We start from the raw sequence: 23,095 nt of genomic DNA on the forward strand, positions 1-23,095 counted from the left end.
CTTTCTCGTTCTTACGAACTGATTACTCAGCAGCTTCTTCAGCAGCTGGGCGATCTACAAGCTCAATGTAAGCCATTGGAGCTTTATCACCAGCACGGAAGCCAGCTTTTAGGATACGAGTGTAACCGCCCTGACGAGCAGCAAAACGTGGACCTAGTTCGTTAAATAGTTTTGCAACTACTTCGTTGTCACGAGTACGTGCAAATGCTAGACGACGGTTAGCAACACTGTCAGTCTTAGCTAGTGTAATCAAAGGCTCAACTACGCGACGTAGCTCTTTTGCTTTTGGCAAAGTAGTCTTGATAACTTCATGACGTACTAGAGAGCTAGCCATGTTGCTAAACATCGCTTTACGATGTGAGCTGTTGCGGTTGAGTTGACGACCACTCTTACGATGGCGCATGACCTAATCCTTCTAACTAGTATCGATTAATCTTCAGCGATTGATGCAGGTGGCCAGTTTTCTAGGCGCATGCCCAGAGACAGACCACGTGACGCAAGTACGTCTTTAATCTCAGTAAGAGATTTTTTACCAAGGTTAGGCGTTTTAAGTAGCTCAACCTCAGTACGTTGTACTAGATCACCGATGTAGTGAATCGCTTCTGCTTTCAGACAGTTAGCAGAGCGAACTGTTAGTTCAAGATCGTCTACAGGACGCAGTAGGATCGGATCGAATTCTGGCTTCTCTTCCTTCTCCTCAGGAACACGTACATCACGAAGATCTACGAATGCATCCAATTGTTCAGCTAGGATAGTAGCTGCACGACGGATTGCTTCCTCAGGTTCTAGAGTACCGTTTGTTTCCATATCGATAACAAGCTTGTCTAGATCAGTACGCTGTTCTACACGAGCTGCTTCTACAGCGTAGGCAATTTTGTCTACTGGGCTGTAAGTAGCATCTACTAGTAGGCGACCGATTGGACGCTCGTCTTCTTCATTATGGATACGCGCAGAAGCTGGAACATAACCACGACCACGTTCAACTTTAATACGCATTGCGATTTCAGCGTTGTCATCCGTTAGGTGACAAATAACGTGTTCAGGGTTAGCGATCTCTACATCACCGTCATGGGTGATGTCACCTGCAACCACAGGGCCCGAGCCTGATTTGTTCAAAGTAATGAACACTTCATCTTTGCCTTCAGCTACACGCACTGCCAAACCTTTAAGGTTTAGAAGGATTTCAAGAATATCTTCTTGTACGCCTTCTTTAGTGCTGTACTCATGAAGTACGCCTTCAATTTCTACTTCTGTCACTGCACAACCAGGCATAGAAGATAGAAGAATGCGGCGAAGTGCATTACCCAGAGTATGACCAAAGCCACGCTCTAATGGCTCAAGAGTTACTTTTGCGTGAGTCGAGCTGATTTGTTCGATGTCAACTAGACGTGGCTTAAGAAATTCTGTTACAGAACCCTGCATTGTGTCCTCTCTTTAGTTTAAACCTTACTTAGAGTAAAGCTCGACGATCAATTGTTCGTTGATGTCAGCTGATAGATCAGAACGCTCAGGCATACGCTTGAATGTACCTTCCATCTTGCCACCATCTACTTCAATCCAAGTTGGTTTTTCACGTTGTTCAGCAACTTCTAGAGCTGCTTTGATACGAGCTTGCTGTTTAGCTTTCTCGCGAATAGAAACAACGTCATTAGCCGCTACTTTGAAAGAAGGAACGTTTACAACTTTACCGTTAACTAGGATAGCTTTGTGGCTAACTAGCTGACGTGCTTCTGCGCGAGTTGCGCCAAAGCCCATGCGGTAAACTACGTTATCAAGACGACCTTCAAGAAGCTGAAGCAGGTTCTCACCTGTGTTGCCTTTAAGACGTGCAGCTTCTTTGTAGTAGTTACGGAATTGTTTTTCTAGAACGCCGTACATACGACGAACTTTTTGCTTCTCACGAAGCTGAACGCCATACTCAGATAGACGACCGCGACGAGCGCCGTGTACACCTGGTGCGTTATCAATTTTACACTTGGTATCGATCGCGCGAACACCAGACTTAAGGAATAAGTCAGTGCCTTCACGACGGCTAAGCTTCAGCTTAGGACCCAAATATCTTGCCATGATTCTTCTCCAATAGTCCTAGAAACGTTATACGCGACGTTTCTTAGGTGGACGACAACCGTTATGAGGGATTGGTGTAGCATCAACGATGTTTGTGATGCGGAAACCAGCTGCGTTCAGTGCGCGAACAGTAGATTCACGACCTGGACCAGGACCCTTAACCATAACTTCCAAGTTCTTTAGACCGTATTCTTTAGCCATTTCAGCACAACGCTCAGCAGCAACCTGTGCAGCGAACGGAGTAGACTTACGAGAACCACGGAAACCAGAACCACCTGCAGTAGCCCATGCAAGAGCGTTACCTTGACGGTCAGTAATGGTTACGATTGTGTTATTGAAAGAAGCATGGATGTGCGCAACGCCATCTGCAACTTGCTTGCGTACGCGCTTACGAGCGCGAGTTGGTTGTTTAGCCATTGTACTCTACCTTCCCGATTATTTCTTGATCGGCTTACGCGGACCCTTACGGGTGCGAGCGTTGGTTTTAGTACGCTGTCCACGTAGCGGTAGACTGCGACGATGACGAAGACCACGGTAACAGCCAAGGTCCATAAGACGCTTGATGTTCATAGATACTTCACGACGTAGATCACCTTCTACAGTGTACTTAGCTACACCATCACGCAGTTGATCGATCTGCTCTTCAGTTAGTTCACTGATCTTAACATCTTCAGCAATACCCACTTCAGCTAGGATAGCTTGAGAGCGAGTTTTACCGATGCCGTAGATCGCCGTTAGAGCGATTACAGCGTGTTTCTGATCAGGAATGTTAATGCCTGCTATACGGGCCATTATTCACTCCTAAGTGTTTCTATAAAAGAATTAGCCGCAGCAAAGCCCGTTATGGATACGCTGCGGAATACTACTTCTTTTGCACGCAAAAGGTAGGCCGAGGAATATACTCGACCCAACCTTCATTTTCAAGTAAAAATTTCTGCTAATTAGCCTTGGCGCTGTTTGTGCTTTGGCTCACTGCAAATCACGCGAACGACACCGTTACGCTTGATTACTTTACAGTTACGGCAGATTTTTTTAACGGAAGCACGAACTTTCATTGCTAAACTCCGTAAATGAAACTGAGTCTACCGCCGGATTAACGGCCGTAGCCTTTCAGATTCGCTTTCTTCAACACAGAATCATACTGTTGAGACATCAGATGAGTCTGTACCTGTGCCATAAAGTCCATAATTACAACAACTACGATTAGTAGTGATGTACCGCCGAAGTAGAAACGTACGTTCCACGCGACCATCATGAACTCGGGAATCAGACAGATAAAGGTAATGTACAGTGCACCAGCAAGGGTAAGACGTGTCATTACTTTATCGATGTATTTCGCTGTCTGCTCACCTGGGCGGATACCGGGTACGAATGCACCAGACTTCTTCAAGTTATCTGCTGTTTCACGCGGGTTGAAAACCAACGCCGTGTAGAAGAAACAGAAGAAGATAATTGCTGCTGCATATAGCATTACATACAATGGCTGACCTGGGCTAAGAGCCAAAGACACGTCAGTTAACCAACCGAACGCGCTGCTCTCACCATTCTGACCAAACCACTGAGCCAGTGTTCCTGGGAACAGGATAATGCTTGATGCGAAAATCGCTGGAATAACACCTGCCATATTAATTTTAAGTGGCAAGTGAGAACTTTGTGCAGCAAATACTTTACGACCTTGTTGACGCTTCGCGTAGTTAACGACGATTCGACGCTGACCACGTTCCATGAAAACAACGAAGTAAATTACTGCAAAAGCTAATACCGCGATTAGCAACAGAAGAAGTACATGCAATTCACCTTGACGCGCTTGCTCGATTGTTTGACCGATTGCAGAAGGCAATCCAGCAACAATACCTGCAAAAATTAGTAACGAAATACCGTTACCAATTCCACGCTCTGTAATTTGTTCACCTAACCACATTAGGAACATGGTGCCGGTTACTAAACTTACGGTAGCAATTAGCGTAAACATGGTTTGGTTGATAACAACCAGATTGTCGACCATGTTTGGTAAGCCTGTTGCGATACCTATAGCCTGGAAGGTTGCAAGTACAAGCGTGCCGTAGCGTGTGTATTGGCTGATCTTACGACGGCCTGCTTCACCCTCTTTTTTGAGTTCAGCTAACGCTGGATGAACTACAGTTAGCAATTGGACAACAATAGATGCCGAAATATACGGCATGATGCCCAATGCTAATATAGATGCACGCTCAAGAGCACCACCGGAGAACATGTTAAACATTTCAACGATGGTACCTTTTTGCTGTTCGAACAAATCGGCAAGTACAGCAGCGTCAATACCAGGAATCGGCACAAAAGAGCCGGCTCGGAATACTAAAAGTGCACCAATTACGAATAACAAGCGCGACTTTAGTTCACTTAAGCCGCTCTGAGCACTACGAAAATCTTGTCCTGGTTTCTTAGCCATCTGTACCTCGTTCCTCGAGATTATTCCTCGATTTTACCGCCTGCAGCTTCGATTGCAGCTTTAGCGCCTTTAGTCACACGTAGACCTTTAACAGTCACTGCTTTGTTAATTTCACCAGAAAGAACAACTTTAACGAATTCGATGTTCTTAGTGATGATGTTAGCAGCTTTAAGGCTGTTTAGATCAACCACGTCACCAGAAACTTTCGCTAGCTCAGCTAGACGAACTTCAGCAGACACTAGGCTCTTACGAGAAGTGAAACCGAATTTTGGTAGACGTTGTTTCAGAGGCATCTGACCGCCTTCGAAACCTGGACGAACTTTACCGCCAGAACGTGATTTTTGACCTTTGTGACCACGGCCACCAGTTTTACCTAGGCCAGAACCGATACCACGGCCTACACGCTTAGGAGCATGTTTAGAGCCAGCAGCCGGTGCAAGAGTATTCAAACGCATTCTGATTACTCCTCAACTTTAACCATGTAGTAAACCTTGTTGATCATACCGCGTACGCACGGAGTATCTTCAAGTTCTACTGTGTGGTTGATTTTACGAAGACCTAGACCACGCAAAGTAGCTTTGTGCTTTGGTAGGCGGCCAATTGAGCTTTTAGTTTGAGTTACTTTAATAGTTGCCATGGTGTTCTTACTCCGAAATAGCTTCAACAGTTAGACCACGTTTAGCAGCAACCATTTCTGGCGACTTCATGCTACCTAGTGCATCGATCGTTGCACGAACGATGTTGATAGGGTTCGTTGAACCGTATGCTTTAGATAGTACGTTGTGTACACCAGCAACTTCTAGTACTGCACGCATCGCACCACCTGCGATAACACCAGTACCTTCTGCTGCAGGCTGCATGTAAACTTTAGAGCCCGAGTGGCGACCTTTCACTGGGTGGTGAAGAGTGCCTTCGTTTAGAGCGATCGTAGTCATGTTACGACGCGCTTTTTCCATTGCTTTTTGGATCGCTGCAGGTACTTCACGAGCTTTGCCGTAACCGAAACCTACACGACCATTACCGTCACCAACTACTGTTAGTGCAGTGAAGCTCATGATTCGACCGCCTTTAACCGTTTTAGAAACACGGTTAACTGCGATTAGCTTTTCTTGCAAATCATTCGCTTGAACTTGTTGTTCTTTAGCCATCTTCCAACCCTACCTTAGAATTTCAGACCAGCTTCGCGAGCAGATTCTGCTAGCGCCGCTACTCGACCGTGGTATTGGAAACCAGAACGATCAAATGCAACTGCAGTTACGCCTTTTTCAAGAGCGCGTTCTGCAACAGCTTTACCTACTGCTTTAGCTGCATCAACGTTACCAGTGTATTTCACTTGCTCACGGATCGCTTTTTCTACAGTAGAAGCTGCTGCGATAACCTCAGAGCCGTTAGCCGCGATAACCTGTGCGTACACGTGACGAGGAGTACGGTGTACAACTAGGCGAGTCGCACCCAGTTCTGCAATCTTACGACGTGCGCGTGTAGCACGACGGATGCGAGATGCTTTCTTATCCATAGTGTTACCTTACTTCTTCTTAGCTTCTTTAGTACGCACATTTTCATCTGCGTAACGAACACCTTTACCTTTGTAAGGCTCAGGTTGACGGTAAGAACGAATGTCAGCCGCAACTTGACCAACTAGTTGTTTGTCACAACCAGTAATCACGATTTCAGTTTGGCTTGGACATTCAGCTTTGATACCCGCTGGCAACTCGTGCTCAACTGGGTGTGAGAAGCCTAGTGTTAGACCTACAGCGTTGCCTTTGATAGCAGCACGGTAACCAACACCTTTAAGAGTTAGCTTCTTAGTAAAGCCTTCAGTAACACCAACAACCATGTTGTTAACTAGTGCACGAGCAGTACCTGCTTGTGCCCAAGCGTTAGCAACACCTTCTTTAGGACCGAAAGTTAGGTTGTTTTCTTCCTGAGCGATAACTACAGCGTCGTTTAGTACGCGAGTTAGTTCGCCTTTAGCACCTTTTACAGTGATTTCTTGGCCGTTTAGTTTCACCTCTACGCCAGCTGGAATAGCGACAGGTGCTTTAGCAACACGAGACATATTCTACTCCTATTAAGCTACGTAGCAGATGATTTCACCACCAAGACCTGCTTTACGTGCAGCGCGGTCTGACATAAGACCCTTGGAAGTAGAAACGATAGCAATACCAAGACCACCCATTACAGAAGGAAGTTCATCTTTCTTCTTGTAAACACGTAGACCTGGACGAGAAACACGTTTAAGTTGCTCGATTACTGGTTTAGCTTGGAAGTACTTAAGAGTTACTTCTAGCTCAGGTTTTGCTTCGCCTTCAACAGCGAAGTCAACGATGTAACCTTCAGCTTTTAGTAGTGCAGCAATTGCAACTTTAAGCTTTGAAGAAGGCATTTTAACAGCAACTTTGTTTGCTGCCTGACCGTTACGAACGCGGGTCAGCATATCCGAAATCGGATCTTGCATGCTCATATGATTTACTCCAAATGATTAAGTGGCAATTACCAGCTAGCCTTACGAAGACCCGGAATCTCGCCTTTCATGCAAGCTTCACGAACCTTAATACGGCTTAGACCGAACTTACGTAGGTAACCGTGTGGACGACCAGTTTGGTTACAACGGTTGCGCTGACGTGATGCACTTGAATCACGTGGAAGAGATTGCAGTGTAAGAACTGCGTTCCAACGATCTTCTTCAGATGCGTTTACATCGCTGATGATAGCTTTTAGCGCTGCACGCTTTTCAGCGAACTTAGCTACTAGCTTTGCACGTTTAGCTTCACGTGCTTTCATTGATTGTTTAGCCATAACAGTAACCCTTCACCTTACTTACGGAATGGGAAGTTAAAGGCAGCCAGCAGAGCACGGCCTTCCTCATCAGTACCAGCAGACGTCGTAATAGTGATGTCTAGACCGCGTACACGATCAACTTTATCAAAGTCGATTTCCGGGAAGATGATTTGCTCGCGAACGCCCATGCTGTAGTTACCGCGACCGTCAAAAGACTTAGCGCTAACACCACGGAAGTCACGTACACGTGGAAGAGCGATGTTAATCAAACGCTCAAGAAAATCCCACATACGTTCGCCACGCAAGGTTACTTTACAACCGATAGGGTAGCCTTCACGGATTTTGAAACCTGCAACAGATTTACGCGCTTTAGTGATAAGTGGCTTTTGACCAGAGATCGTTGCCATATCAGATGCTGCGTTTTCTAGCAGTTTCTTATCGTTGATTGCTTCACCAACACCCATGTTTAGGGTGATTTTCTCGATTCTAGGGACTTGCATGACGCTTGTGTAACTGAACTGTTTGGTCAGTTCAGCGACTACAGACGACTTGTAGTAATCATGCAGTTTCGCCATAGTAGAACTCCAAATTACTTCTATTAGTTAGAAACGGTTTCGCCGTTAGACTTGAAGAAACGAACTTTTTTGCCGTCTTCAAAACGGAAACCGATACGGTCAGCTTTACCAGTAGCTGCATTAAAGATAGCCACGTTAGAAACATCGATTGCTGCTTCTTGCTCTACGATACCGCCTTGGATACCTAGTGCAGGAACAGGTTTCTGGTGTTTCTTAACAAGGTTGATACCTTCAACGATAACTTTACCAGTTGCTAGGACCTTAGTTACTTTACCTTTCTTGCCTTTGTCTTTACCAGCAAGAACGATTACTTCGTCATTACGACGGATTTTAGCTGCCATTTCTACGTGCTCCTTACAGAACTTCTGGAGCCAGTGAAACGATCTTCATGAACTTATCGCCACGAAGTTCGCGTGTCACAGGACCAAAGATACGTGTACCGATTGGTTGCTCAGTAGTGTTATTCAACAGTACGCAAGCATTTCGGTCGAAGCGAATGACAGAACCGTCAGGACGACGTACGCCTTTACGGGTGCGCACTACAACCGCCTTCATAACGTCACCTTTTTTAACTTTACCGCGAGGAATTGCTTCCTTAACAGTAACTTTGATGACGTCACCGATATGTGCATAACGGCGGTGTGAGCCACCCAGAACCTTAATACACATTACGCTGCGTGCGCCTGAGTTATCAGCTGCGTCCAGCATACTTTGCATTTGGATCATGTTAGTGCTCCGCTAAATATTAATAACTAGACCCATCACGGGTCGGGCTGCCTCTTTATAAGGGACGCGAATTGTACCACCCTTTTCTGTGATTGGGTAGTCAAAAAATAAACGGCTCCAAAAATATTTTTGGAGCCGTTTCTTATCATAGAAGAGTGAAGATTACATCTTCGCCTTTTCTACAACTTTCACCAAAGTCCAAGACTTAGTCTTAGACAGTGGACGACACTCTGCGATTTCAACAGTGTCGCCAATGCCACACTCGTTGTTTTCGTCATGTGCGTGTACTTTAGTCGTACGTTTAACGAACTTACCGTAAATTGGGTGTTTTACGAAACGTTCGATTGCAACAGTGATAGACTTGTCCATCTTGTCGCTAACAACACGACCTTGTTGAGTACGTTTTACTTCGCTCATTATGCGCCTGCCTTCTCAGTCAAAACAGTTTTCACACGTGCGATATCACGGCGTACAGCTTTCAGAGTATGAGTTTGCTGTAGTTGACCAGTTGCAGCTTGCATGCGCAAGTTGAACTGTTCACGTAGCAAATTCATTAGCTCAGCGTTAAGCTCTTCAACGCTTTTCTCGCGTAGATCTTGTGCTTTCATCACATCACCTGCTTAGTTACAAATGTAGTTTTGAAAGGCAGTTTACGTGCCGCTAGACGGAACGCTTCACGTGCCAATTCTTCAGGTACACCACCCATTTCGTACATAACCTTACCAGGTTGGATTTGGGCTACCCAGTACTCAACGTTACCTTTACCCTTACCTTGACGAACTTCTAGTGGTTTTTCTGTGATTGGTTTGTCTGGGAACACACGGATCCAGATTTTACCTTGACGCTTAACGTGACGTGTCATTGCACGACGTGCCGCTTCGATTTGACGAGCAGTTAGACGACCACGGCCAACAGCTTTAAGACCGAATTCGCCGAAGCTTACATCAGTACCTTTAGCTAGACCACGGTTACGACCAGTCTGAACCTTACGGAACTTAGTACGTTTAGGTTGTAGCATCTGTCGACTCCTTACTTACGGCCTTTACGCTGCTTCTTAGGCTTGTCGCCTTTAGGCTCTACAGCGTTAGCTGCTGGCATACCACCTAGGATTTCACCTTTGAAGATCCAAGTTTTAATGCCGATCACACCGTATTGAGTGTGAGCCGAAGAAGTTGCGTAATCAATGTCAGCACGTAGAGTGTGTAGAGGCACACGGCCTTCACGGTACCACTCTGAACGTGCGATTTCAGCGCCGCCTAGACGACCGCTTACTTCCACTTTGATACCTTTAGCGCCTAGACGCATAGCGTTTTGTACTGCGCGCTTCATAGCACGACGGAACATAACACGACGCTCTAGCTGAGACGCGATGCTGTCACCAACAAGTTGCGCATCTAGTTCAGGCTTACGTACTTCAGCGATGTTAATTTGCGCTGGTACACCTGCAATTTTAGCTACAGCTGCGCGTAGCTTCTCAACGTCTTCACCTTTCTTACCGATAACAACGCCTGGACGAGCAGTGTGAATAGTCACACGGATGCTCTTAGCAGGACGTTCGATAACGATACGTGATAGAGACGCTTTTTTCAGTTCACTTGTAAGGAACTGACGTACCTTGAAGTCGCCGTCTAGGTTGTCAGCGAAATCTTTGGTGTTAGCAAACCATGTAGCATTCCAAGGCTTAACGATGCCTAGACGAATACCATTTGGATGTACTTTTTGACCCATTGCTTACTCTCCTAGTCTCTAGCGATCTGCTACAACAACAGTGATGTGGCTTGAACGCTTCAAGATACGATCCGCACGACCTTTAGCACGAGGCATAATACGCTTCATGGTTGGGCCTTCATCTACAAAGATTTTTGCGACATTCAGATCGTCAATATCTGCACCTTCGTTGTGCTCCGCGTTAGCGATAGCAGACTCTAGAACTTTCTTAACTAGTGCAGCAGCTTTTTTGTTGCTGAACGTTAGGATTTCTAGAGCTTGGTCAACAGATTTACCACGGATTAGATCCGCAACTAAGCGAGCTTTCTGAGGCGAAATGCGAGCAAAGTTATGTTTAGCAATTGCTTCCATTATCTACTCCTTAGCGCTTCTTAGCTTTCTTATCCGCAGCGTGACCGCGGTAAGTACGTGTTGGTGCGAATTCACCCAGTTTGTGACCGATCATTTCATCAGTTACAAATACTGGTACGTGCTGACGACCATTATGGACAGCGATGGTCAAACCGATCATCGTAGGGATGATCATTGAACGACGGGACCAAGTCTTAATAGGCTTTTTGTCTCCGCTTTCCACCGCTTTCTCTACCTTCTTCAGCAAGTGTAGGTCAATAAAAGGACCTTTCTTGAGAGAACGTGGCATGGCGATTCCTCTTTATATAGATTACTTGTTACGACGACGTACGATGTACTTGTCAGTGCGTTTGTTCTTACGAGTCTTGAAGCCTTTAGTTGGCATACCCCAAGGAGATACTGGATGACGGCCACCAGAAGTACGACCTTCACCACCACCGTGTGGGTGATCAACCGGGTTCATTACTACACCACGTACGGTTGGACGTACGCCGCGCCAGCGTGAAGCACCAGCTTTACCAAGTTCGCGTAGCATGTGCTCAGAGTTACCAACTTCACCGATTGTTGCACGGCCTTCAGAAAGAACTTTGCGCATTTCGCCAGAACGTAGACGGATAGTTACGTACGCACCGTCGCGAGCAACGATTTGAGCGTAAGCACCAGCCGAACGAGCTAGCTGACCACCTTTACCAGGTTTTAGTTCAACATTGTGTACAGTTGAACCTACTGGGATGTTACGCATTGGTAGAGTGTTACCAGCTTTGATTGGTGCATCAACACCAGACTGAATAACATCACCAGCTACAACACCTTTAGGTGCTAGGATGTAGCGACGCTCACCGTCTTTGTAAAGAACTAGAGCAATGTTTGCGCTACGGTTTGGATCGTATTCTAGACGCTCAACTGTCGCTGGGATACCGTCTTTAGTACGTTTGAAGTCAATTACACGGTAGTGATGCTTGTGACCACCGCCGATGTGACGTACTGTGATACGACCGTTGTTGTTACGACCGCCATTCTTAGAGTTTTTCTCTAGAAGAGGTGCGTATGGCTTGCCCTTGTGTAGGTCAGCGTTAACAACTTTAACAACGTGACGACGACCAGGGGAAGTCGGCTTACATTTAACAATAGCCATTTTTAACTACTCCTGTTATTCCGCGCCGCCAACAAAGTCAAGATCTTGACCTTCTTTCAAAGTAACGTACGCTTTCTTAACGTCGCTGCGGCGACCTTGGCGTAGACCTTGACGTTTGGTCTTACCCTTAGTGATAAGAGTATTTACAGACTTAACTTCAACTTCAAATAGCTTTTCTACAGCTGCTTTGATCTCTTTTTTAGTTGCATCTTTAGCTACTTTGAAAACGATAGTGTTCGCTTTCTCAGCTGCCATAGTTGCTTTTTCAGAGATGTGCGGTGCACGTAGAACTTTTAGGATACGCTCTTCAGTGATCATGCTAGCATTTCCTCTACTTGCTTAACTGCTTCTGCAGTCATTACAACTTTGTCAAACGCGATTAGAGATACTGGATCGATACCAGCAACATCACGTGCGTCAACTTTGTATAGGTTACGAGCAGCTAGGAATAGATTCTCATCTACTTCGCTAGTCACGATTAGAGCGTCAGTTAGCTCAAGCTCTTTCAGCTTAGCAACTAGCTCTTTAGTCTTTGGTGCTTCAACTGAGAAGTTATCAACAACGATTAGACGCTCTTGACGAACAAGCTCAGAAAGAATGCTCTTCATAGCACCGCGGTACATTTTTTTGTTTACTTTTTGGCTGTGATCTTGTGGTTTCGCAGCAAAAGTAACACCACCTGTACGCCAGATTGGGCTACGAATTGTACCAGCGCGAGCGCGACCAGTACCTTTTTGACGCCATGGCTTAGCGCCACCGCCAGATACTTCTGAACGTGTTTTTTGAGCACGTGTACCTTGACGAGCACCTGCTGCGTACGCAACAACTACTTGGTGTACAAGAGCTTCGTTAAACTCACGTCCGAAAGTAGTTTCGGAAACAGTTAGTGCATCAGCACCTTTAACCATTAGTTCCATTACTTACTCCTGAGACGTTATGCTTTAACAGCTGGTTTAACGATCACGTTGCCGCCAGTTGCGCCTGGGACTGCACCTTTAATAAGAAGCAGGTTGCGCTCAGCGTCAACACGTACGATCTCTAGGTTTTGAGTCGTTACACGCTCAGCACCCATGTGACCTGCCATTTTCTTGCCTTTAAATACGCGACCTGGAGTCTGACATTGACCGATAGAACCAGGAGCACGGTGAGACAATGAGTTACCGTGAGTCATATCTTGAGTACGGAAGTTCCAACGCTTAACAGCGCCTTGGAAACCTTTACCCTTAGATGTACCAGTAACGTCTACTTTCTTAGTTTCGTTGAATAGTTCAACAGTTAGTTCAGCACCAACTTCGAACTCTTCGCCGTTTTCTAAACGGAATTCCCAAAGACCGCGACCAGCTTCAACGCCAGCTTTAGCAAAGTGACCTGCTTCAGCTTTGTTTACGCGGTTAGCTTTCTTAGAACCAGCTGTAACCTGAATTGCAGCGTAGCCATCAGTTTCAAGAGTTTTCACTTGAGAAACACGGTTAGCTTCAACTTCAACAACAGTTACTGGGATAGAAACGCCTTCTTCAGTAAATACGCGGGTCATGCCCACTTTACGACCGATTAGACCAATCATACTTCTAATCTCCCTTAACCTAGGCTAATTTGAACGTCAACGCCCGCAGCAAGGTCTAGACGCATTAGAGCATCAACAGTTTTGTCTGTTGGCTCAACGATGTCGATTAGACGCTTGTGAGTACGGATTTCGTACTGGTCACGTGCTTTCTTGTTAACGTGTGGAGAGATAAGAACTGTGAAACGCTCTTTACGAGTTGGTAGTGGGATTGGACCACGAACCTGTGCGCCAGTGCGCTTAGCTGTTTCAACGATTTCCGCTGTAGAAGCATCGATTAGTTTGTAATCGAAAGCTTTTAGGCGGATACGGATACGTTGGTTCTGCATGAGACAGAGCTCCAATTTTAAAAATTACACAAACAATATCGCCACTCAAACTCGTCAAGACGAGAGAATGCCGATTGATTTATGTGAAACCGTAGCATCCAAGATTAGGACGCATTGTCAGTTAATTTTCGATTAACAATCCCTACGTGCCAAAGTCACCTTTGGGGATAGTTTTTCCGAAGAAAAGATAGCTAATTGTATTAACCGCGAACATAAGCTGAGTCTACATTACCTAACTGTCCTATAAGGAAGTTAGCTCCTCACTGCTCATTGGTTCACAACTGGCTTAACCAGTGCGACGCATTATACAGATCACACTTTAGGTTGCAAGGGCTGAATGAAAAATAATCGAAACTATTTTTAACTTGCTGTTTTATGGTCACCTGCAAAATGGGCCATAAACAAAAAGGACGCCGAAGCGTCCTTTTCTAAACTGTAATCGTAATAGCAGTTGCTATTATTTCTTACCGCTTGATAGTGCACCGAAACGCTTGTTGAAGCGATCAACACGGCCGCCTGTATCAACGATACGTTGCTTACCAGTGTAGAATGGGTGACACTTGTCACATACGTCTAGGTGGATAGACTCTTTACCTAGAGTAGAGTTGAACTCGAAAGAGTTGCCGCAAGAACAAGTAGCGTTTACTGCTTTGTATTCTGGGTGGATACCAGCTTTCATGGGATAACCTCAATAGTAGGCCGTGTCGCTATACGAATCTAAGCCGCACACCACACGCAATTAATAATAAAATGGGATACCGCACCAACCAGTTGCTGAAGCCATATCTCAAGGCGCGATATAGTAATGAATCCCCTAGATAGGATCAATACGTATGGCAATTTTTTCGCCACTTTTTTCACCAATCCGGTGATATTAGTATATTTCCGAACACACTCCGTGGGTTGACTCGTATTCCAGGGACGATTTTAATAAACTCTACAGTCCTTTCTTCTTTTATATAGCTATGAATCTATGCGTCCATCCATTGCTAGAGTGGCACTGCCCGTACCTCTCGACAAACAATTTGACTATGCCATCCCAGGACACCTGTTTCCTATCATTGGCGGGCGCGTATCCGTACCTTTTGGACGTCAAACGTTAGTTGGCATCGTCACCGCGATGGTTAATCACTCGGATTTCCCCAAAGATCAACTCAAGCCAATCAAAGCAGTTCTTGATTCTCAGCCGGTATGGCCTGAAAAGCTTTATTCGTTGCTGATTTGGTGCAGCCAGTTCTACCAATACCCACTTGGAGATACGCTACACAATGCGATGCCAGCAGCTCTGCGTAAAGGAAAGCCTGCAGATTTTGCGACGCTACAAGAGTGGCAAATTACCGAATCCGGTAAAGACAAGCTGATGCAAGGGCTTGATCGTCGAGCGATCAAACAACAGAAGGTCTTGCAAATGTTGGTTAACGGCGCTTTGCCTCACCAGGAATTTGTCGACCAAGAGATAGCCTCAACTGTACTAAAGTCTTTAGAAGATAAAGGCTGGATTGAACGTATCGAGAAGAAGCCTGCAATCACCCAGTGGGGACAGCACGTTGAATGCGACGTCGAGAAGCCAAAGCTCAACCACGAACAAGCGCTAGCTATTGCGAGCGTAAATAGCCAAACAGGTTTTGCTTGCTATTTATTAGAAGGCGTCACGGGCTCAGGTAAGACAGAAGTGTACCTCAACCTGATCAAGCCGGTCTTAGAGAAAGGTAAACAAGCCTTGGTTTTAGTACCAGAGATTGGCTTAACACCACAAACCATCAACCGCTTTAAACGCCGTTTTAATGTGCCAGTTGACGTTATCCACTCCGGATTAAACGAGACGGAACGTCTGAATGCGTGGCTTTCTGCACGCGACAAAGCGGCCGGAATCATTATCGGCACACGATCTGCCCTACTCGCGCCTTTTGCTGATCTCGGGATTATCATTGTGGACGAGGAACATGACACCTCTTACAAACAGCAAGATAGCTTGCGTTATCATGCACGCGATGTTGCTGTAATGCGCGCCCATAAAGAACAAGTTCCGATTGTTCTGGGCTCAGCTACACCTGCACTGGAGACATTGCACAATGCCTTGTCAGGCAAGTATCACCATTTAACCCTGACCCAACGCGCAGGCTCTGCGGTTCCTACTTCTAATAAAGTGCTCGACGTCAAAGGTCAGTATTTAGAAAGTGGTTTATCTGCCCCATTGATTGCGGAAATGCGCAAACACCTTAAAGCAGGCAATCAGGTGATGCTGTTTCTTAACCGTCGTGGTTTCTCCCCTGCTCTCATGTGTCATGAATGTGGTTGGATTGCCGAATGCAAACGTTGTGATGCTTATTACACCTTCCACCAATACAGCAATGAGATTCGTTGCCACCATTGTGGTTCACAGCAACCAGTGATTCATCAGTGTCAGGGCTGTGGTTCAACTCAACTGGTTACCGTTGGTGTCGGTACCGAACAGTTAGAACAACAATTGGCACAACTGTTCCCCGAATACAAAGCCATCCGTATCGACAGGGATAGCACGCGCCGAAAAGGCAGCTTAGAAGACGCGTTGGAATCCATCCGTAAGGGTGAATATCAAATTTTGATTGGCACTCAAATGTTGGCTAAGGGACACCATTTCCCCAATGTAACGCTCGTCGCCTTGCTAGATGTTGATGGCTCTCTATATAGTAGCGACTTTCGCGCCTCCGAAAGATTAGCGCAGCTATTCATTCAGGTCGCAGGACGAGCCGGACGTGCAAGTAAGCCGGGGGAAGTGGTTTTGCAGACTCACCATCCTGAGCACAGTTTGTTGCAAGCCTTATTGGAAAAGGACTACCGACACTTCGCTATGACGGCATTAGAGGAACGTAAACTGGCGCAGTTGCCACCGTACAGTTTCCTTACTCTATTTAAAGCCGAAGCGAATCAGAGCGAGATCGTAGAAGATTTTCTGCGTCAAGTTCGCTTTACCTTAGAATCGCACCCTTTATTTGACGACACCTGCATGGTGCTTGGTCCAACACCATCGCCTCTCGCCAAACGCGCAGGCAAATACCGTTGGCAGCTGTTACTCCAAACCCAGCACCGTTCATTAATGCAAAAGTTATTAACCAGTGCCAAACCTGCTATTGAGTTGTTGCCTAATGCCAAAAAAGTTCGCTGGAATTTAGACATAGAACCACAAGATCTCAGCTAGCAAACGTTTAACTATGTAATGAATTACCTTTTAATGTGATGAGACTCACATCGAGATTGCAATTTTTGTTAAACAGACCGTAACTTTCCCGATAGAAATGAATAGACTATCCAAATTAGCAAAGTCTAAAGTGGGTTTACCCCATAGGCTTAGATTAAAACAATGACTATTCCCAAAATTTGAAGCAGTAGCCAAGCGATGCTTTATCGCCTACTCCCTAAAAATAACCACTAACAACGTGATTAGATAGGCACTGATTACCAGTGATAAAAACCTACGACTTCTGACAGGGAATAACGTCATCTTGGCAAAAATTTGAGAGGTTAAACACTATGGCGACAATGAAGGATGTTGCCCAGCTTGCGGGAGTGTCGACAGCTACGGTATCTCGAGCATTAATGAATCCAGAAAAAGTCTCTTCTTCAACAAGAAAAAGAGTCGAAGATGCCGTGCTTGAAGCGGGCTATTCTCCAAATTCATTAGCGCGTAATCTACGTAGAAACGAATCAAAAACGATTGTTACCATCGTTCCTGACATCTGTGATCCTTACTTTTCTGAAATCATTCGTGGTATCGAAGACGCCGCTATGGAACATGGCTACCTCGTACTGCTCGGTGACAGCGGCCAGCAGAAAAAGCGTGAAAGCTCATTTGTGAATCTAGTGTTCACCAAACAAGCCGATGGCATGTTACTGCTTGGCACCGACCTGCCATTTGATGTCAGCAAGCCAGAACAGAAAAACCTGCCACCAATGGTCATGGCTTGTGAGTTTGCGCCAGAGCTAGAATTACCAACCGTGCACATTGACAACCTAACGTCTGCTTTTGAAGCGGTCAATTACCTAACTCAACTTGGCCATAAACGCATAGCACAAATTTCAGGGCCAGACACAGCGGTATTGTGCCAGTTCCGCCAGCAAGGTTATCAACAAGCCTTGCGTCGCGCGGGGATCAGTAAAGACCCACAATACAGCGTTATCACTGAGTTTTCTTTTGACGGCGGCGCGAAAGCTGTACGTAAGTTGCTAGAACTTCCAGAGCCACCAACTGCGATTTTCTGCCACTGCGACACCATGGCAATCGGCGCAATCCAAGAAGCGAAACGACTCGGTCTGCGCGTTCCGCAAGATTTGTCAGTGGTTGGTTTCGATGATATCAACTTTGCTCAATACTGCGATCCACCGTTAACGACCATTTCTCAACCTCGTTATGAAATTGGCCGCCAAGCGATGCTTATGATGCTTGAACTACTTAAAGGCCATGACGTTCATTCAGGTTCACGCTTACTAGAAACTAAGCTTGTTGTCCGTGGTAGCGCAGCGCCACCGCAACGCGCCTAAGCGTTCGGTAGTCCAACGCGACCTATCATGTAAACTAACGATAAGCGGTACCCATTGGTGCCGCTTTTTGTCTTCTCTATCTGATACGTAGCTATCAAGATTACATCAATAGGGTGTTTTCTCGACCCGTTCTGGATTAACATATTTGGAAGAATCCTTGATGACCAGAAGTAACCGTGGCAAACAGAGATTATGTGAGACGGGGGCGAGGCGCTCCAAAAAAGTCGACAAAAAAACAACCTCCCAAAAGAAAACCTTGGCGTAGTGGTCTACTTGCAATCTTGCTTGTGGGCGGTTTTGGCTATGGTCTGTATTTATTAAGTAACGACCCAGAACCGAAACCACCCGTGGTGCAACAACCTACCACGACCGTCAGTAAGCCAAAGCCGAAAAAGGATTTGCCACCACCACCTGAAGAGAAGTGGGAATACGTCGAATCTTTACCCAAGCGAGAAGTGGAAGTCGTCGCTAAAGAAATCGAAGTATCTAAAATCCCATACGTAATGCAGTGTGGCGCTTACAAAACCCAAGCGCAGGCCGAAGAGCGAAAGCTGGCTATTGCTTTCCAAGGTCTTTCGAGCAAAATTCGTAAGAAAGAAGGCAGCTCTTGGTATCGTGTTGTACTTGGCCCGTACAAGTTCAAACGCGATGCAGAGAAAGATCGCCACAAGTTGCAACGCGCGAAAATCGAACCGTGCGCAATTTGGAAAGAAAACTTCTAATCTCACAAAGACCAACCGCTTTCGCTGTTGGTCTTTTTTATTCCTCGCGTGTTATTGGCATCATCAGCGTTAGCAAATGTGAAAAACGCCCTCCCCTTGAATCCCAAGTTCCTCTCCCCCATATACTGAATTAAATCCAAAGAGAAATAATTAAGAGGTCGACTGTGACTACCATTGTATCTGTACGTCGAAATAACAAAGTCGTCATCGCGGGTGATGGCCAAGTATCTCTAGGCAATACCGTCATGAAAGGTAACGCGCGCAAAGTTCGCCGCCTATACAACAATAAAGTGCTTGCTGGCTTTGCTGGCGGTACAGCGGACGCCTTCACCCTATTTGAACGCTTTGAAAGCAAACTGCAAATGCACCAGGGCCATCTGACGAAAGCAGCCGTAGAACTGGCAAAAGACTGGCGCAGCGACCGAGCTCTTCGCAAATTAGAAGCGTTGCTTGCTGTTGCAGACGAAACAGCATCTCTCATCATCACTGGTAACGGCGATGTCGTTCAGCCAGAAAATGATTTGATTGCGATTGGTTCTGGTGGTGCATACGCACAAGCAGCCGCAACTGCACTTTTAGAAAATACTGACTTAGATGCACGTGAAATCGCGGAAAAGGCACTGAACATCGCTGGTGATATCTGTGTATTCACCAACCATCACCACACCGTAGAAGAGCTAGACTCAACTGCAGAGCCTGAAACTCCAGCCGCGTAATCGTAACGAAGTAAGGAAAGAATATGTCTGAAATGACCCCTCGCGAAATCGTTCATGAACTGAACCGTCACATCATTGGTCAAGACAAAGCAAAACGTTCGGTTGCGATTGCCCTTCGTAACCGCTGGCGTCGCATGCAGCTAGAAGAAAGCTTGCGCGTCGAAGTCACACCGAAGAACATTCTGATGATTGGTCCAACTGGTGTTGGTAAGACAGAGATTGCTCGTCGTCTTGCTAAACTAGCCAATGCACCATTCATCAAAGTCGAAGCAACAAAGTTCACCGAAGTGGGCTACGTTGGTAAAGAAGTTGAAACCATCATTCGTGACCTGACTGATGTCGCTGTGAAGATGACCCACCAACAAGCGATGGAAAAAGTAAAATTCCGCGCGGAAGAGCAAGCTGAAGAGCGCATTCTCGATGCACTACTGCCACCAGCACGCGATAGCTGGGGTCAAGTCGAGCAGAAAGAAGACACCTCAAACACTCGCCAAATCTTCCGTAAAAAACTGCGTGAAGGTCAGCTAGACGATAAAGAGATTGAAATCGATGTAGCAGCGCCTCAAATGGGGGTGGAGATCATGGCACCTCCTGGTATGGAAGAAATGACCAACCAACTACAAGGTATGTTCCAAAACCTTGCCGGTGACACCAAGAAAAAGCGTAAGCTGAAAATCAAAGACGCGATGAAAGCGCTGGCAGAAGAAGAAGCTGCAAAACTTGTAAACCAAGAAGAGCTAAAAGAAGCCGCGATTTTCAACGTAGAAAACAACGGTATTGTTTTCATTGATGAAATCGACAAGATTTGTAAGCGCGGCGAAAGCTCTGGCCCGGACGTGTCTCGTGAAGGTGTGCAACGTGACTTACTTCCTCTGATTGAAGGCAGTACCGTTTCGACAAAACACGGCATGGTAAAAACAGACCACATTCTGTTTGTTGCATCCGGTGCATTCCAAGTTGCCAAGCCATCTGATCTCATTCCAGAACTGCAAGGCCGTCTGCCAATCCGTGTGGAATTGGAAGCACTGAGCAGCCACGACTTCAAACGTATTTTGACTGAGCCTAAAGCGTCGCTGACTGAACAATACATTGCGCTGATGAAGACAGAAAACGTCGATATCGAATTTACCGAAGACGGTATCACGCAAATCGCAGAAGCGGCATGGACGGTAAACGAAACCACAGAAAACATTGGTGCTCGTCGTCTACATACCGTGATGGAACGTCTGATGGACGAAATCTCTTACGATGCAGCAGAGCAATCTGGTGCTAAGTTTGTGATTGATGCAGCTTACGTTAAAGAACGTTTAGGCGATACGATCGAAAACGAAGACCTAAGTCGCTTTATTCTGTAACTAGTAAGAATCAATTAGCCTAGAAAATTACCTAGTGTAAATGTACATATTTGGAAATTTTCATTTGGTTCATTTAAGCCATTACCATCACGCCACTTTTAATAAGAGTGACACTGGGTAATGGCTTTCTTTATCTACGCGAAAATGATACTAAATTTCAAAAAAAAAAATATCCATAGACGATGAGAGCGCAATGCCTATACCTCTATGGATAACGAATTAAATTTACTCTAATCTCGTAGCGCCATGTAACACGCGTTTTCACCTTATTGTAGGATGAGAACTTTTAGGCAACTAATCGAAATCTATGTTTAATATCAATTAGATGATTCCTCTTCCTGAATAAAGAAAGCGTACTCAGACATGGACTCTCAAATATAGAACCTGAAACAAATATAATTAAAGGTTTTGTATCTTATAGTTCGTCACAATATTCGTTAGCTGTGACAGTAGGGCATTGCAAACGTGTGGATTGCACAACTTGGTCAATCAATGCCGCTGACGTTCCAACCAACACAGACACAACAATGCCACTAGATGTAATTGTTCCTTTCGGGCCAAATACTGGCGCAGCAGTGATCACACCAGCAACACTCGCAGTTCCTGTAATTGCCTTACCAAGCGTTTGATACAAAGACATAAAAACTCCATTATTAACAAGTAAAAAAGGTTGCCGATGGCAACCCTTTCGATTGAATAACACACTTTGAAACTTCTCGTTTATCGTAATGAAATGTCATTCACCTGAATGATATATATTCATAAATAGCTCAAATCAAAGTAGCTGACTTCCCTCACATCAACGTGTCAATAGAATGCTCTCCATCCAATCATCTACTTCACTTTCTACCCATGCCACCGCACGGTCACCTAAGTTGACCGACTTCGGGAAAGCATCATCGTTCATTTTTCGGTAGATAGCCGATCGGCTTAATTCAGTCTTTTCCATCACTTCTTTCAGCTTTAAAATCTCATGGGACCTACTCCTAATTCATTTACCCATGGGATAACGCTGTGGGTTAGAAAAAACGTTCAGGACTCTTATTCACTCTGAATCTAATTACTTTCAGATATATGTCCTCTTAGTGAAGTACCTATCGTTTAACACTTGGAGGACCTATGTCGAGCAATCACCTTCACTACCAAAAACAAAAGAAACATCAAGAAAATGAAATCCTAGAGCATGCTGCTGAAATCCTAGCTAACCGCTACGTTCGAGGTAATGCCCTTTGTAACCCTGAAGCAACCAAAGAGTATGTCCGATTCAAACTAGCCAGCTCGGAGCACGAGGTTTTCGCTCTGCTATTACTTGATAACCAACACCGTGTCATCGAGTTTAAATCACTCTTTAAAGGCACCATTGACTCCGCCAGCGTCTATCCGCGCGAGGTCATCAAAAGCGTTTTGGAAGTAAATGCTGCGGCGGTCATTCTGGCGCATAACCACCCTTCTGGTGACCCTTCCCCATCTCAAGCGGATAGGCGTATCACACGCAAGCTTATCGACGCTTTAGCGTTAGTGGATGTCAGGGTGCTTGACCATATCGTTGTAGGAGAAAGTAGTGTCTCGTTTGCAGAAAAGGGGTGGCTATGATCAACACGATTTATGGTGGTGTTTCTTTAGCGCCACAATTGCGTCAGCAATTGGAGAAGCTATTGAAAGGATACTCTTTACCTGACAATGCCAAACAGCTGCTCCTAACTTGCCGCCAATTAAGCTACTACCGCCATGGCCGAGGCATTCACCCTGTTGAAGTGCAGTTCCAACGCACTGCAAATTCAGAGCCCTGGCAGATTGTCTTCTTTATCAGCTTTTCTTACCCATTTGAGAGCGCGCTCAACGTTCAACCTGAACTGTACTTTCATCTTGTCAAGGGATGGTGTTATCAGCCCGATACAGGGGCGGTAAACCTTGAACATCCAGAAGTAATCGACCTTCTTCAGGTATGGATGAAAACGTTCGCTCGACATCTTTCAAGCATGGATTTTGACGAGATCGATTTATCCATCGTTGGAAAGTAAGCCTCAGCCCCCTTAATCACGACACTTCATGACGTAGGTGTGACAAATTTCTTCGTATCATTTTTGCTTAAAGCATTGATAC

The 23,095-nt window shown here is 45.6% G+C and carries 38 protein-coding genes; 7 read left to right on the forward strand and 31 right to left on the reverse strand.

Annotated elements, in window-relative coordinates; translation table 11 throughout:
• Positions 1-22: 22 nt before the first annotated feature.
• From rplQ to rpmE, 29 genes are all read right to left on the reverse strand, one after another.
• On the reverse strand, positions 23-403 hold the full coding sequence (rplQ, locus tag OU793_RS20370) for a 50S ribosomal protein L17 (protein WP_005383141.1): 381 nt from the start codon (positions 401-403) through the stop codon (positions 23-25).
• A gap of 26 nt (positions 404-429) precedes the next feature.
• Positions 430-1,422: a DNA-directed RNA polymerase subunit alpha gene (gene rpoA, locus OU793_RS20375; RefSeq protein WP_005383143.1), complete on the reverse strand. Its 993-nt coding sequence runs from the start codon at positions 1,420-1,422 to the stop codon at positions 430-432.
• A 24-nt stretch (positions 1,423-1,446) separates the two neighbouring features.
• Positions 1,447-2,067, reverse strand: coding sequence for a 30S ribosomal protein S4 (gene rpsD, locus OU793_RS20380; protein WP_005383146.1), 621 nt, complete (start codon positions 2,065-2,067; stop codon positions 1,447-1,449).
• Positions 2,068-2,094: 27 nt separating this feature from the next.
• Positions 2,095-2,484 (reverse strand): 30S ribosomal protein S11, encoded by a 390-nt coding sequence (rpsK, locus tag OU793_RS20385; RefSeq protein WP_001118870.1) that lies wholly within the window; start codon positions 2,482-2,484, stop codon positions 2,095-2,097.
• An 18-nt stretch (positions 2,485-2,502) separates the two neighbouring features.
• The gene (rpsM, locus tag OU793_RS20390) at positions 2,503-2,859 is read right to left on the reverse strand and encodes a 30S ribosomal protein S13 (protein ID WP_005450559.1); all 357 of its coding nucleotides are present in this window, start codon (positions 2,857-2,859) and stop codon (positions 2,503-2,505) included.
• 149 nt (positions 2,860-3,008) lie between these two features.
• Entirely contained in the window at positions 3,009-3,122 is a 114-nt protein-coding gene (gene rpmJ, locus OU793_RS20395) for a 50S ribosomal protein L36 (RefSeq protein WP_000868186.1), read from the reverse strand.
• 38 nt (positions 3,123-3,160) lie between these two features.
• Positions 3,161-4,495, reverse strand: a complete 1,335-nt coding sequence (secY, locus tag OU793_RS20400) for a preprotein translocase subunit SecY (protein WP_005481401.1) — start codon at positions 4,493-4,495, stop codon at positions 3,161-3,163.
• 20 nt (positions 4,496-4,515) lie between these two features.
• A complete protein-coding gene (rplO, locus tag OU793_RS20405) occupies positions 4,516-4,950 on the reverse strand; it encodes a 50S ribosomal protein L15 (protein WP_005450562.1) in 435 nt (144 codons plus the stop codon).
• Between the two features lie 5 nt (positions 4,951-4,955).
• Positions 4,956-5,132, reverse strand: a complete 177-nt coding sequence (rpmD, locus tag OU793_RS20410; RefSeq protein ID WP_000201159.1) for a 50S ribosomal protein L30 — start codon at positions 5,130-5,132, stop codon at positions 4,956-4,958.
• A gap of 7 nt (positions 5,133-5,139) precedes the next feature.
• Positions 5,140-5,643: a 30S ribosomal protein S5 gene (gene rpsE, locus OU793_RS20415; protein WP_005435090.1), complete on the reverse strand. Its 504-nt coding sequence runs from the start codon at positions 5,641-5,643 to the stop codon at positions 5,140-5,142.
• A 14-nt stretch (positions 5,644-5,657) separates the two neighbouring features.
• On the reverse strand, positions 5,658-6,011 hold the full coding sequence (gene rplR, locus OU793_RS20420; RefSeq protein ID WP_005435088.1) for a 50S ribosomal protein L18: 354 nt from the start codon (positions 6,009-6,011) through the stop codon (positions 5,658-5,660).
• A gap of 9 nt (positions 6,012-6,020) precedes the next feature.
• Positions 6,021-6,554, reverse strand: coding sequence for a 50S ribosomal protein L6 (gene rplF, locus OU793_RS20425; protein WP_005455654.1), 534 nt, complete (start codon positions 6,552-6,554; stop codon positions 6,021-6,023).
• Between the two features lie 12 nt (positions 6,555-6,566).
• Positions 6,567-6,959 carry a 30S ribosomal protein S8 gene (gene rpsH / locus OU793_RS20430; RefSeq protein WP_005455656.1) on the reverse strand — a complete coding sequence of 131 codons (393 nt, stop codon included), beginning with the start codon at positions 6,957-6,959 and terminating at the stop codon, positions 6,567-6,569.
• Between the two features lie 29 nt (positions 6,960-6,988).
• Positions 6,989-7,294 carry a 30S ribosomal protein S14 gene (gene rpsN / locus OU793_RS20435; protein WP_005455658.1) on the reverse strand — a complete coding sequence of 102 codons (306 nt, stop codon included), beginning with the start codon at positions 7,292-7,294 and terminating at the stop codon, positions 6,989-6,991.
• 17 nt (positions 7,295-7,311) lie between these two features.
• Complete coding sequence (rplE, locus tag OU793_RS20440; RefSeq protein ID WP_005455660.1) at positions 7,312-7,851, reverse strand: 50S ribosomal protein L5; 540 nt, start codon at positions 7,849-7,851, stop codon at positions 7,312-7,314.
• 23 nt (positions 7,852-7,874) lie between these two features.
• Positions 7,875-8,192, reverse strand: coding sequence for a 50S ribosomal protein L24 (rplX, locus tag OU793_RS20445; protein ID WP_005455662.1), 318 nt, complete (start codon positions 8,190-8,192; stop codon positions 7,875-7,877).
• A 13-nt stretch (positions 8,193-8,205) separates the two neighbouring features.
• Positions 8,206-8,577, reverse strand: coding sequence for a 50S ribosomal protein L14 (gene rplN / locus OU793_RS20450; protein ID WP_005489425.1), 372 nt, complete (start codon positions 8,575-8,577; stop codon positions 8,206-8,208).
• 162 nt (positions 8,578-8,739) lie between these two features.
• Positions 8,740-8,994 (reverse strand): 30S ribosomal protein S17, encoded by a 255-nt coding sequence (gene rpsQ / locus OU793_RS20455; protein ID WP_005461671.1) that lies wholly within the window; start codon positions 8,992-8,994, stop codon positions 8,740-8,742.
• The gene (gene rpmC / locus OU793_RS20460; RefSeq protein ID WP_005379576.1) at positions 8,994-9,185 is read right to left on the reverse strand and encodes a 50S ribosomal protein L29; all 192 of its coding nucleotides are present in this window, start codon (positions 9,183-9,185) and stop codon (positions 8,994-8,996) included. The genes rpsQ and rpmC overlap by 1 nt, the downstream gene beginning before the upstream one ends.
• Positions 9,185-9,595, reverse strand: a complete 411-nt coding sequence (gene rplP, locus OU793_RS20465) for a 50S ribosomal protein L16 (RefSeq protein WP_005379577.1) — start codon at positions 9,593-9,595, stop codon at positions 9,185-9,187. The genes rpmC and rplP overlap by 1 nt, the downstream gene beginning before the upstream one ends.
• 11 nt (positions 9,596-9,606) lie before the next feature.
• Positions 9,607-10,305 (reverse strand): 30S ribosomal protein S3, encoded by a 699-nt coding sequence (gene rpsC, locus OU793_RS20470; protein WP_005383161.1) that lies wholly within the window; start codon positions 10,303-10,305, stop codon positions 9,607-9,609.
• 18 nt (positions 10,306-10,323) lie between these two features.
• Positions 10,324-10,656, reverse strand: coding sequence for a 50S ribosomal protein L22 (gene rplV, locus OU793_RS20475; RefSeq protein ID WP_005383164.1), 333 nt, complete (start codon positions 10,654-10,656; stop codon positions 10,324-10,326).
• A gap of 10 nt (positions 10,657-10,666) precedes the next feature.
• On the reverse strand, positions 10,667-10,945 hold the full coding sequence (gene rpsS / locus OU793_RS20480; RefSeq protein WP_004394525.1) for a 30S ribosomal protein S19: 279 nt from the start codon (positions 10,943-10,945) through the stop codon (positions 10,667-10,669).
• Between the two features lie 21 nt (positions 10,946-10,966).
• On the reverse strand, positions 10,967-11,791 hold the full coding sequence (gene rplB / locus OU793_RS20485; RefSeq protein ID WP_005489461.1) for a 50S ribosomal protein L2: 825 nt from the start codon (positions 11,789-11,791) through the stop codon (positions 10,967-10,969).
• Between the two features lie 15 nt (positions 11,792-11,806).
• Entirely contained in the window at positions 11,807-12,109 is a 303-nt protein-coding gene (gene rplW, locus OU793_RS20490) for a 50S ribosomal protein L23 (RefSeq protein WP_004398471.1), read from the reverse strand.
• On the reverse strand, positions 12,106-12,708 hold the full coding sequence (rplD, locus tag OU793_RS20495) for a 50S ribosomal protein L4 (RefSeq protein ID WP_005379556.1): 603 nt from the start codon (positions 12,706-12,708) through the stop codon (positions 12,106-12,108). Before rplD ends, rplW begins: the two co-directional genes overlap by 4 nt.
• A 17-nt stretch (positions 12,709-12,725) precedes the next feature.
• Positions 12,726-13,355 carry a 50S ribosomal protein L3 gene (rplC, locus tag OU793_RS20500; protein WP_005456132.1) on the reverse strand — a complete coding sequence of 210 codons (630 nt, stop codon included), beginning with the start codon at positions 13,353-13,355 and terminating at the stop codon, positions 12,726-12,728.
• A gap of 14 nt (positions 13,356-13,369) precedes the next feature.
• Positions 13,370-13,681, reverse strand: coding sequence for a 30S ribosomal protein S10 (gene rpsJ / locus OU793_RS20505; RefSeq protein ID WP_004410492.1), 312 nt, complete (start codon positions 13,679-13,681; stop codon positions 13,370-13,372).
• Between the two features lie 457 nt (positions 13,682-14,138).
• Positions 14,139-14,360, reverse strand: coding sequence for a 50S ribosomal protein L31 (gene rpmE, locus OU793_RS20510; RefSeq protein ID WP_005457203.1), 222 nt, complete (start codon positions 14,358-14,360; stop codon positions 14,139-14,141).
• A gap of 294 nt (positions 14,361-14,654) precedes the next feature.
• Between rpmE and priA the strand changes: the two genes are divergently transcribed.
• From priA to hslU, 5 genes are all read left to right on the forward strand, one after another.
• Positions 14,655-16,859 (forward strand): primosomal protein N', encoded by a 2,205-nt coding sequence (gene priA / locus OU793_RS20515; RefSeq protein WP_140201821.1) that lies wholly within the window; start codon positions 14,655-14,657, stop codon positions 16,857-16,859.
• Positions 16,860-17,152: 293 nt separating this feature from the next.
• A complete protein-coding gene (gene cytR / locus OU793_RS20520) occupies positions 17,153-18,199 on the forward strand; it encodes a DNA-binding transcriptional regulator CytR (protein ID WP_254894148.1) in 1,047 nt (348 codons plus the stop codon).
• Between the two features lie 176 nt (positions 18,200-18,375).
• A complete protein-coding gene (ftsN, locus tag OU793_RS20525; protein ID WP_005481405.1) occupies positions 18,376-18,921 on the forward strand; it encodes a cell division protein FtsN in 546 nt (181 codons plus the stop codon).
• 164 nt (positions 18,922-19,085) lie between these two features.
• On the forward strand, positions 19,086-19,637 hold the full coding sequence (gene hslV, locus OU793_RS20530; protein ID WP_005489705.1) for an ATP-dependent protease subunit HslV: 552 nt from the start codon (positions 19,086-19,088) through the stop codon (positions 19,635-19,637).
• A gap of 23 nt (positions 19,638-19,660) precedes the next feature.
• Positions 19,661-20,992 carry an HslU--HslV peptidase ATPase subunit gene (gene hslU, locus OU793_RS20535; protein WP_005489452.1) on the forward strand — a complete coding sequence of 444 codons (1,332 nt, stop codon included), beginning with the start codon at positions 19,661-19,663 and terminating at the stop codon, positions 20,990-20,992.
• Between the two features lie 415 nt (positions 20,993-21,407).
• Here the strand turns inward: hslU and OU793_RS20540 are convergent, their stop codons facing one another.
• Together OU793_RS20540 and OU793_RS20545 are read right to left on the reverse strand one after the other, a co-directional pair.
• Positions 21,408-21,632, reverse strand: coding sequence for a hypothetical protein (locus tag OU793_RS20540; RefSeq protein ID WP_024703419.1), 225 nt, complete (start codon positions 21,630-21,632; stop codon positions 21,408-21,410).
• A gap of 159 nt (positions 21,633-21,791) precedes the next feature.
• Positions 21,792-21,962, reverse strand: a complete 171-nt coding sequence (locus OU793_RS20545; RefSeq protein WP_257969435.1) for an AlpA family transcriptional regulator — start codon at positions 21,960-21,962, stop codon at positions 21,792-21,794.
• A gap of 149 nt (positions 21,963-22,111) precedes the next feature.
• Here OU793_RS20545 and radC point away from each other — a divergent pair, with 149 nt between their 5' ends.
• Together radC and OU793_RS20555 are read left to right on the forward strand one after the other, a co-directional pair.
• Positions 22,112-22,585, forward strand: a complete 474-nt coding sequence (radC, locus tag OU793_RS20550) for a DNA repair protein RadC (RefSeq protein WP_042771704.1) — start codon at positions 22,112-22,114, stop codon at positions 22,583-22,585.
• Positions 22,582-23,013: a DUF2787 family protein gene (locus OU793_RS20555; RefSeq protein ID WP_024703421.1), complete on the forward strand. Its 432-nt coding sequence runs from the start codon at positions 22,582-22,584 to the stop codon at positions 23,011-23,013. The genes radC and OU793_RS20555 overlap by 4 nt, the downstream gene beginning before the upstream one ends.
• Positions 23,014-23,095: the final 82 nt, after the last annotated feature.

Source organism: Vibrio sp. VP6, assembly GCF_028823755.1.
Classification (GTDB): Bacteria; Pseudomonadota; Gammaproteobacteria; order Enterobacterales; family Vibrionaceae; genus Vibrio; species Vibrio parahaemolyticus.

Bases quoted from the DNA above. Each gene is read 5' to 3' on its own strand.
- rplR (WP_005435088.1), bottom strand. From the start codon at position 6,011: ATGGATAAGAAAGCATCTCGCATCCGTCGTGCTACACGCGCACGTCGT.
- priA (WP_140201821.1), top strand. From the start codon at position 14,655: ATGCGTCCATCCATTGCTAGAGTGGCACTGCCCGTACCTCTCGACAAA.
- rplN (WP_005489425.1), bottom strand. From the start codon at position 8,577: ATGATCCAAATGCAAAGTATGCTGGACGCAGCTGATAACTCAGGCGCA.
- OU793_RS20540 (WP_024703419.1), bottom strand. From the start codon at position 21,632: ATGTCTTTGTATCAAACGCTTGGTAAGGCAATTACAGGAACTGCGAGT.
- rpsJ (WP_004410492.1), bottom strand. From the start codon at position 13,681: ATGCAGAACCAACGTATCCGTATCCGCCTAAAAGCTTTCGATTACAAA.
- rpmE (WP_005457203.1), bottom strand. From the start codon at position 14,360: ATGAAAGCTGGTATCCACCCAGAATACAAAGCAGTAAACGCTACTTGT.
- radC (WP_042771704.1), top strand. From the start codon at position 22,112: ATGTCGAGCAATCACCTTCACTACCAAAAACAAAAGAAACATCAAGAA.
- OU793_RS20555 (WP_024703421.1), top strand. From the start codon at position 22,582: ATGATCAACACGATTTATGGTGGTGTTTCTTTAGCGCCACAATTGCGT.
- rpmJ (WP_000868186.1), bottom strand. From the start codon at position 3,122: ATGAAAGTTCGTGCTTCCGTTAAAAAAATCTGCCGTAACTGTAAAGTA.
- rpsN (WP_005455658.1), bottom strand. From the start codon at position 7,294: ATGGCTAAACAATCAATGAAAGCACGTGAAGCTAAACGTGCAAAGCTA.
- rplF (WP_005455654.1), bottom strand. From the start codon at position 6,554: ATGTCTCGTGTTGCTAAAGCACCTGTCGCTATTCCAGCTGGCGTAGAG.
- rpsH (WP_005455656.1), bottom strand. From the start codon at position 6,959: ATGAGCATGCAAGATCCGATTTCGGATATGCTGACCCGCGTTCGTAAC.
- rpsD (WP_005383146.1), bottom strand. From the start codon at position 2,067: ATGGCAAGATATTTGGGTCCTAAGCTGAAGCTTAGCCGTCGTGAAGGC.
- rpmC (WP_005379576.1), bottom strand. From the start codon at position 9,185: ATGAAAGCACAAGATCTACGCGAGAAAAGCGTTGAAGAGCTTAACGCT.
- rpsQ (WP_005461671.1), bottom strand. From the start codon at position 8,994: ATGAGCGAAGTAAAACGTACTCAACAAGGTCGTGTTGTTAGCGACAAG.
- rplB (WP_005489461.1), bottom strand. From the start codon at position 11,791: ATGGCTATTGTTAAATGTAAGCCGACTTCCCCTGGTCGTCGTCACGTT.
- rplW (WP_004398471.1), bottom strand. From the start codon at position 12,109: ATGATCACTGAAGAGCGTATCCTAAAAGTTCTACGTGCACCGCACATC.
- rplD (WP_005379556.1), bottom strand. From the start codon at position 12,708: ATGGAACTAATGGTTAAAGGTGCTGATGCACTAACTGTTTCCGAAACT.
- rpsE (WP_005435090.1), bottom strand. From the start codon at position 5,643: ATGGCTAAAGAACAACAAGTTCAAGCGAATGATTTGCAAGAAAAGCTA.
- rplV (WP_005383164.1), bottom strand. From the start codon at position 10,656: ATGGAAGCAATTGCTAAACATAACTTTGCTCGCATTTCGCCTCAGAAA.
- rplQ (WP_005383141.1), bottom strand. From the start codon at position 403: ATGCGCCATCGTAAGAGTGGTCGTCAACTCAACCGCAACAGCTCACAT.
- rpsK (WP_001118870.1), bottom strand. From the start codon at position 2,484: ATGGCTAAACAACCAACTCGCGCTCGTAAGCGCGTACGCAAGCAAGTT.
- rplO (WP_005450562.1), bottom strand. From the start codon at position 4,950: ATGCGTTTGAATACTCTTGCACCGGCTGCTGGCTCTAAACATGCTCCT.
- hslU (WP_005489452.1), top strand. From the start codon at position 19,661: ATGTCTGAAATGACCCCTCGCGAAATCGTTCATGAACTGAACCGTCAC.
- rpsS (WP_004394525.1), bottom strand. From the start codon at position 10,945: ATGCCACGTTCTCTCAAGAAAGGTCCTTTTATTGACCTACACTTGCTG.
- rplC (WP_005456132.1), bottom strand. From the start codon at position 13,355: ATGATTGGTCTAATCGGTCGTAAAGTGGGCATGACCCGCGTATTTACT.
- rplE (WP_005455660.1), bottom strand. From the start codon at position 7,851: ATGGCGAAACTGCATGATTACTACAAGTCGTCTGTAGTCGCTGAACTG.
- rplX (WP_005455662.1), bottom strand. From the start codon at position 8,192: ATGGCAGCTAAAATCCGTCGTAATGACGAAGTAATCGTTCTTGCTGGT.
- rpsC (WP_005383161.1), bottom strand. From the start codon at position 10,305: ATGGGTCAAAAAGTACATCCAAATGGTATTCGTCTAGGCATCGTTAAG.
- rplP (WP_005379577.1), bottom strand. From the start codon at position 9,595: ATGCTACAACCTAAACGTACTAAGTTCCGTAAGGTTCAGACTGGTCGT.
- rpsM (WP_005450559.1), bottom strand. From the start codon at position 2,859: ATGGCCCGTATAGCAGGCATTAACATTCCTGATCAGAAACACGCTGTA.
- rpmD (WP_000201159.1), bottom strand. From the start codon at position 5,132: ATGGCAACTATTAAAGTAACTCAAACTAAAAGCTCAATTGGCCGCCTA.
- secY (WP_005481401.1), bottom strand. From the start codon at position 4,495: ATGGCTAAGAAACCAGGACAAGATTTTCGTAGTGCTCAGAGCGGCTTA.
- rpoA (WP_005383143.1), bottom strand. From the start codon at position 1,422: ATGCAGGGTTCTGTAACAGAATTTCTTAAGCCACGTCTAGTTGACATC.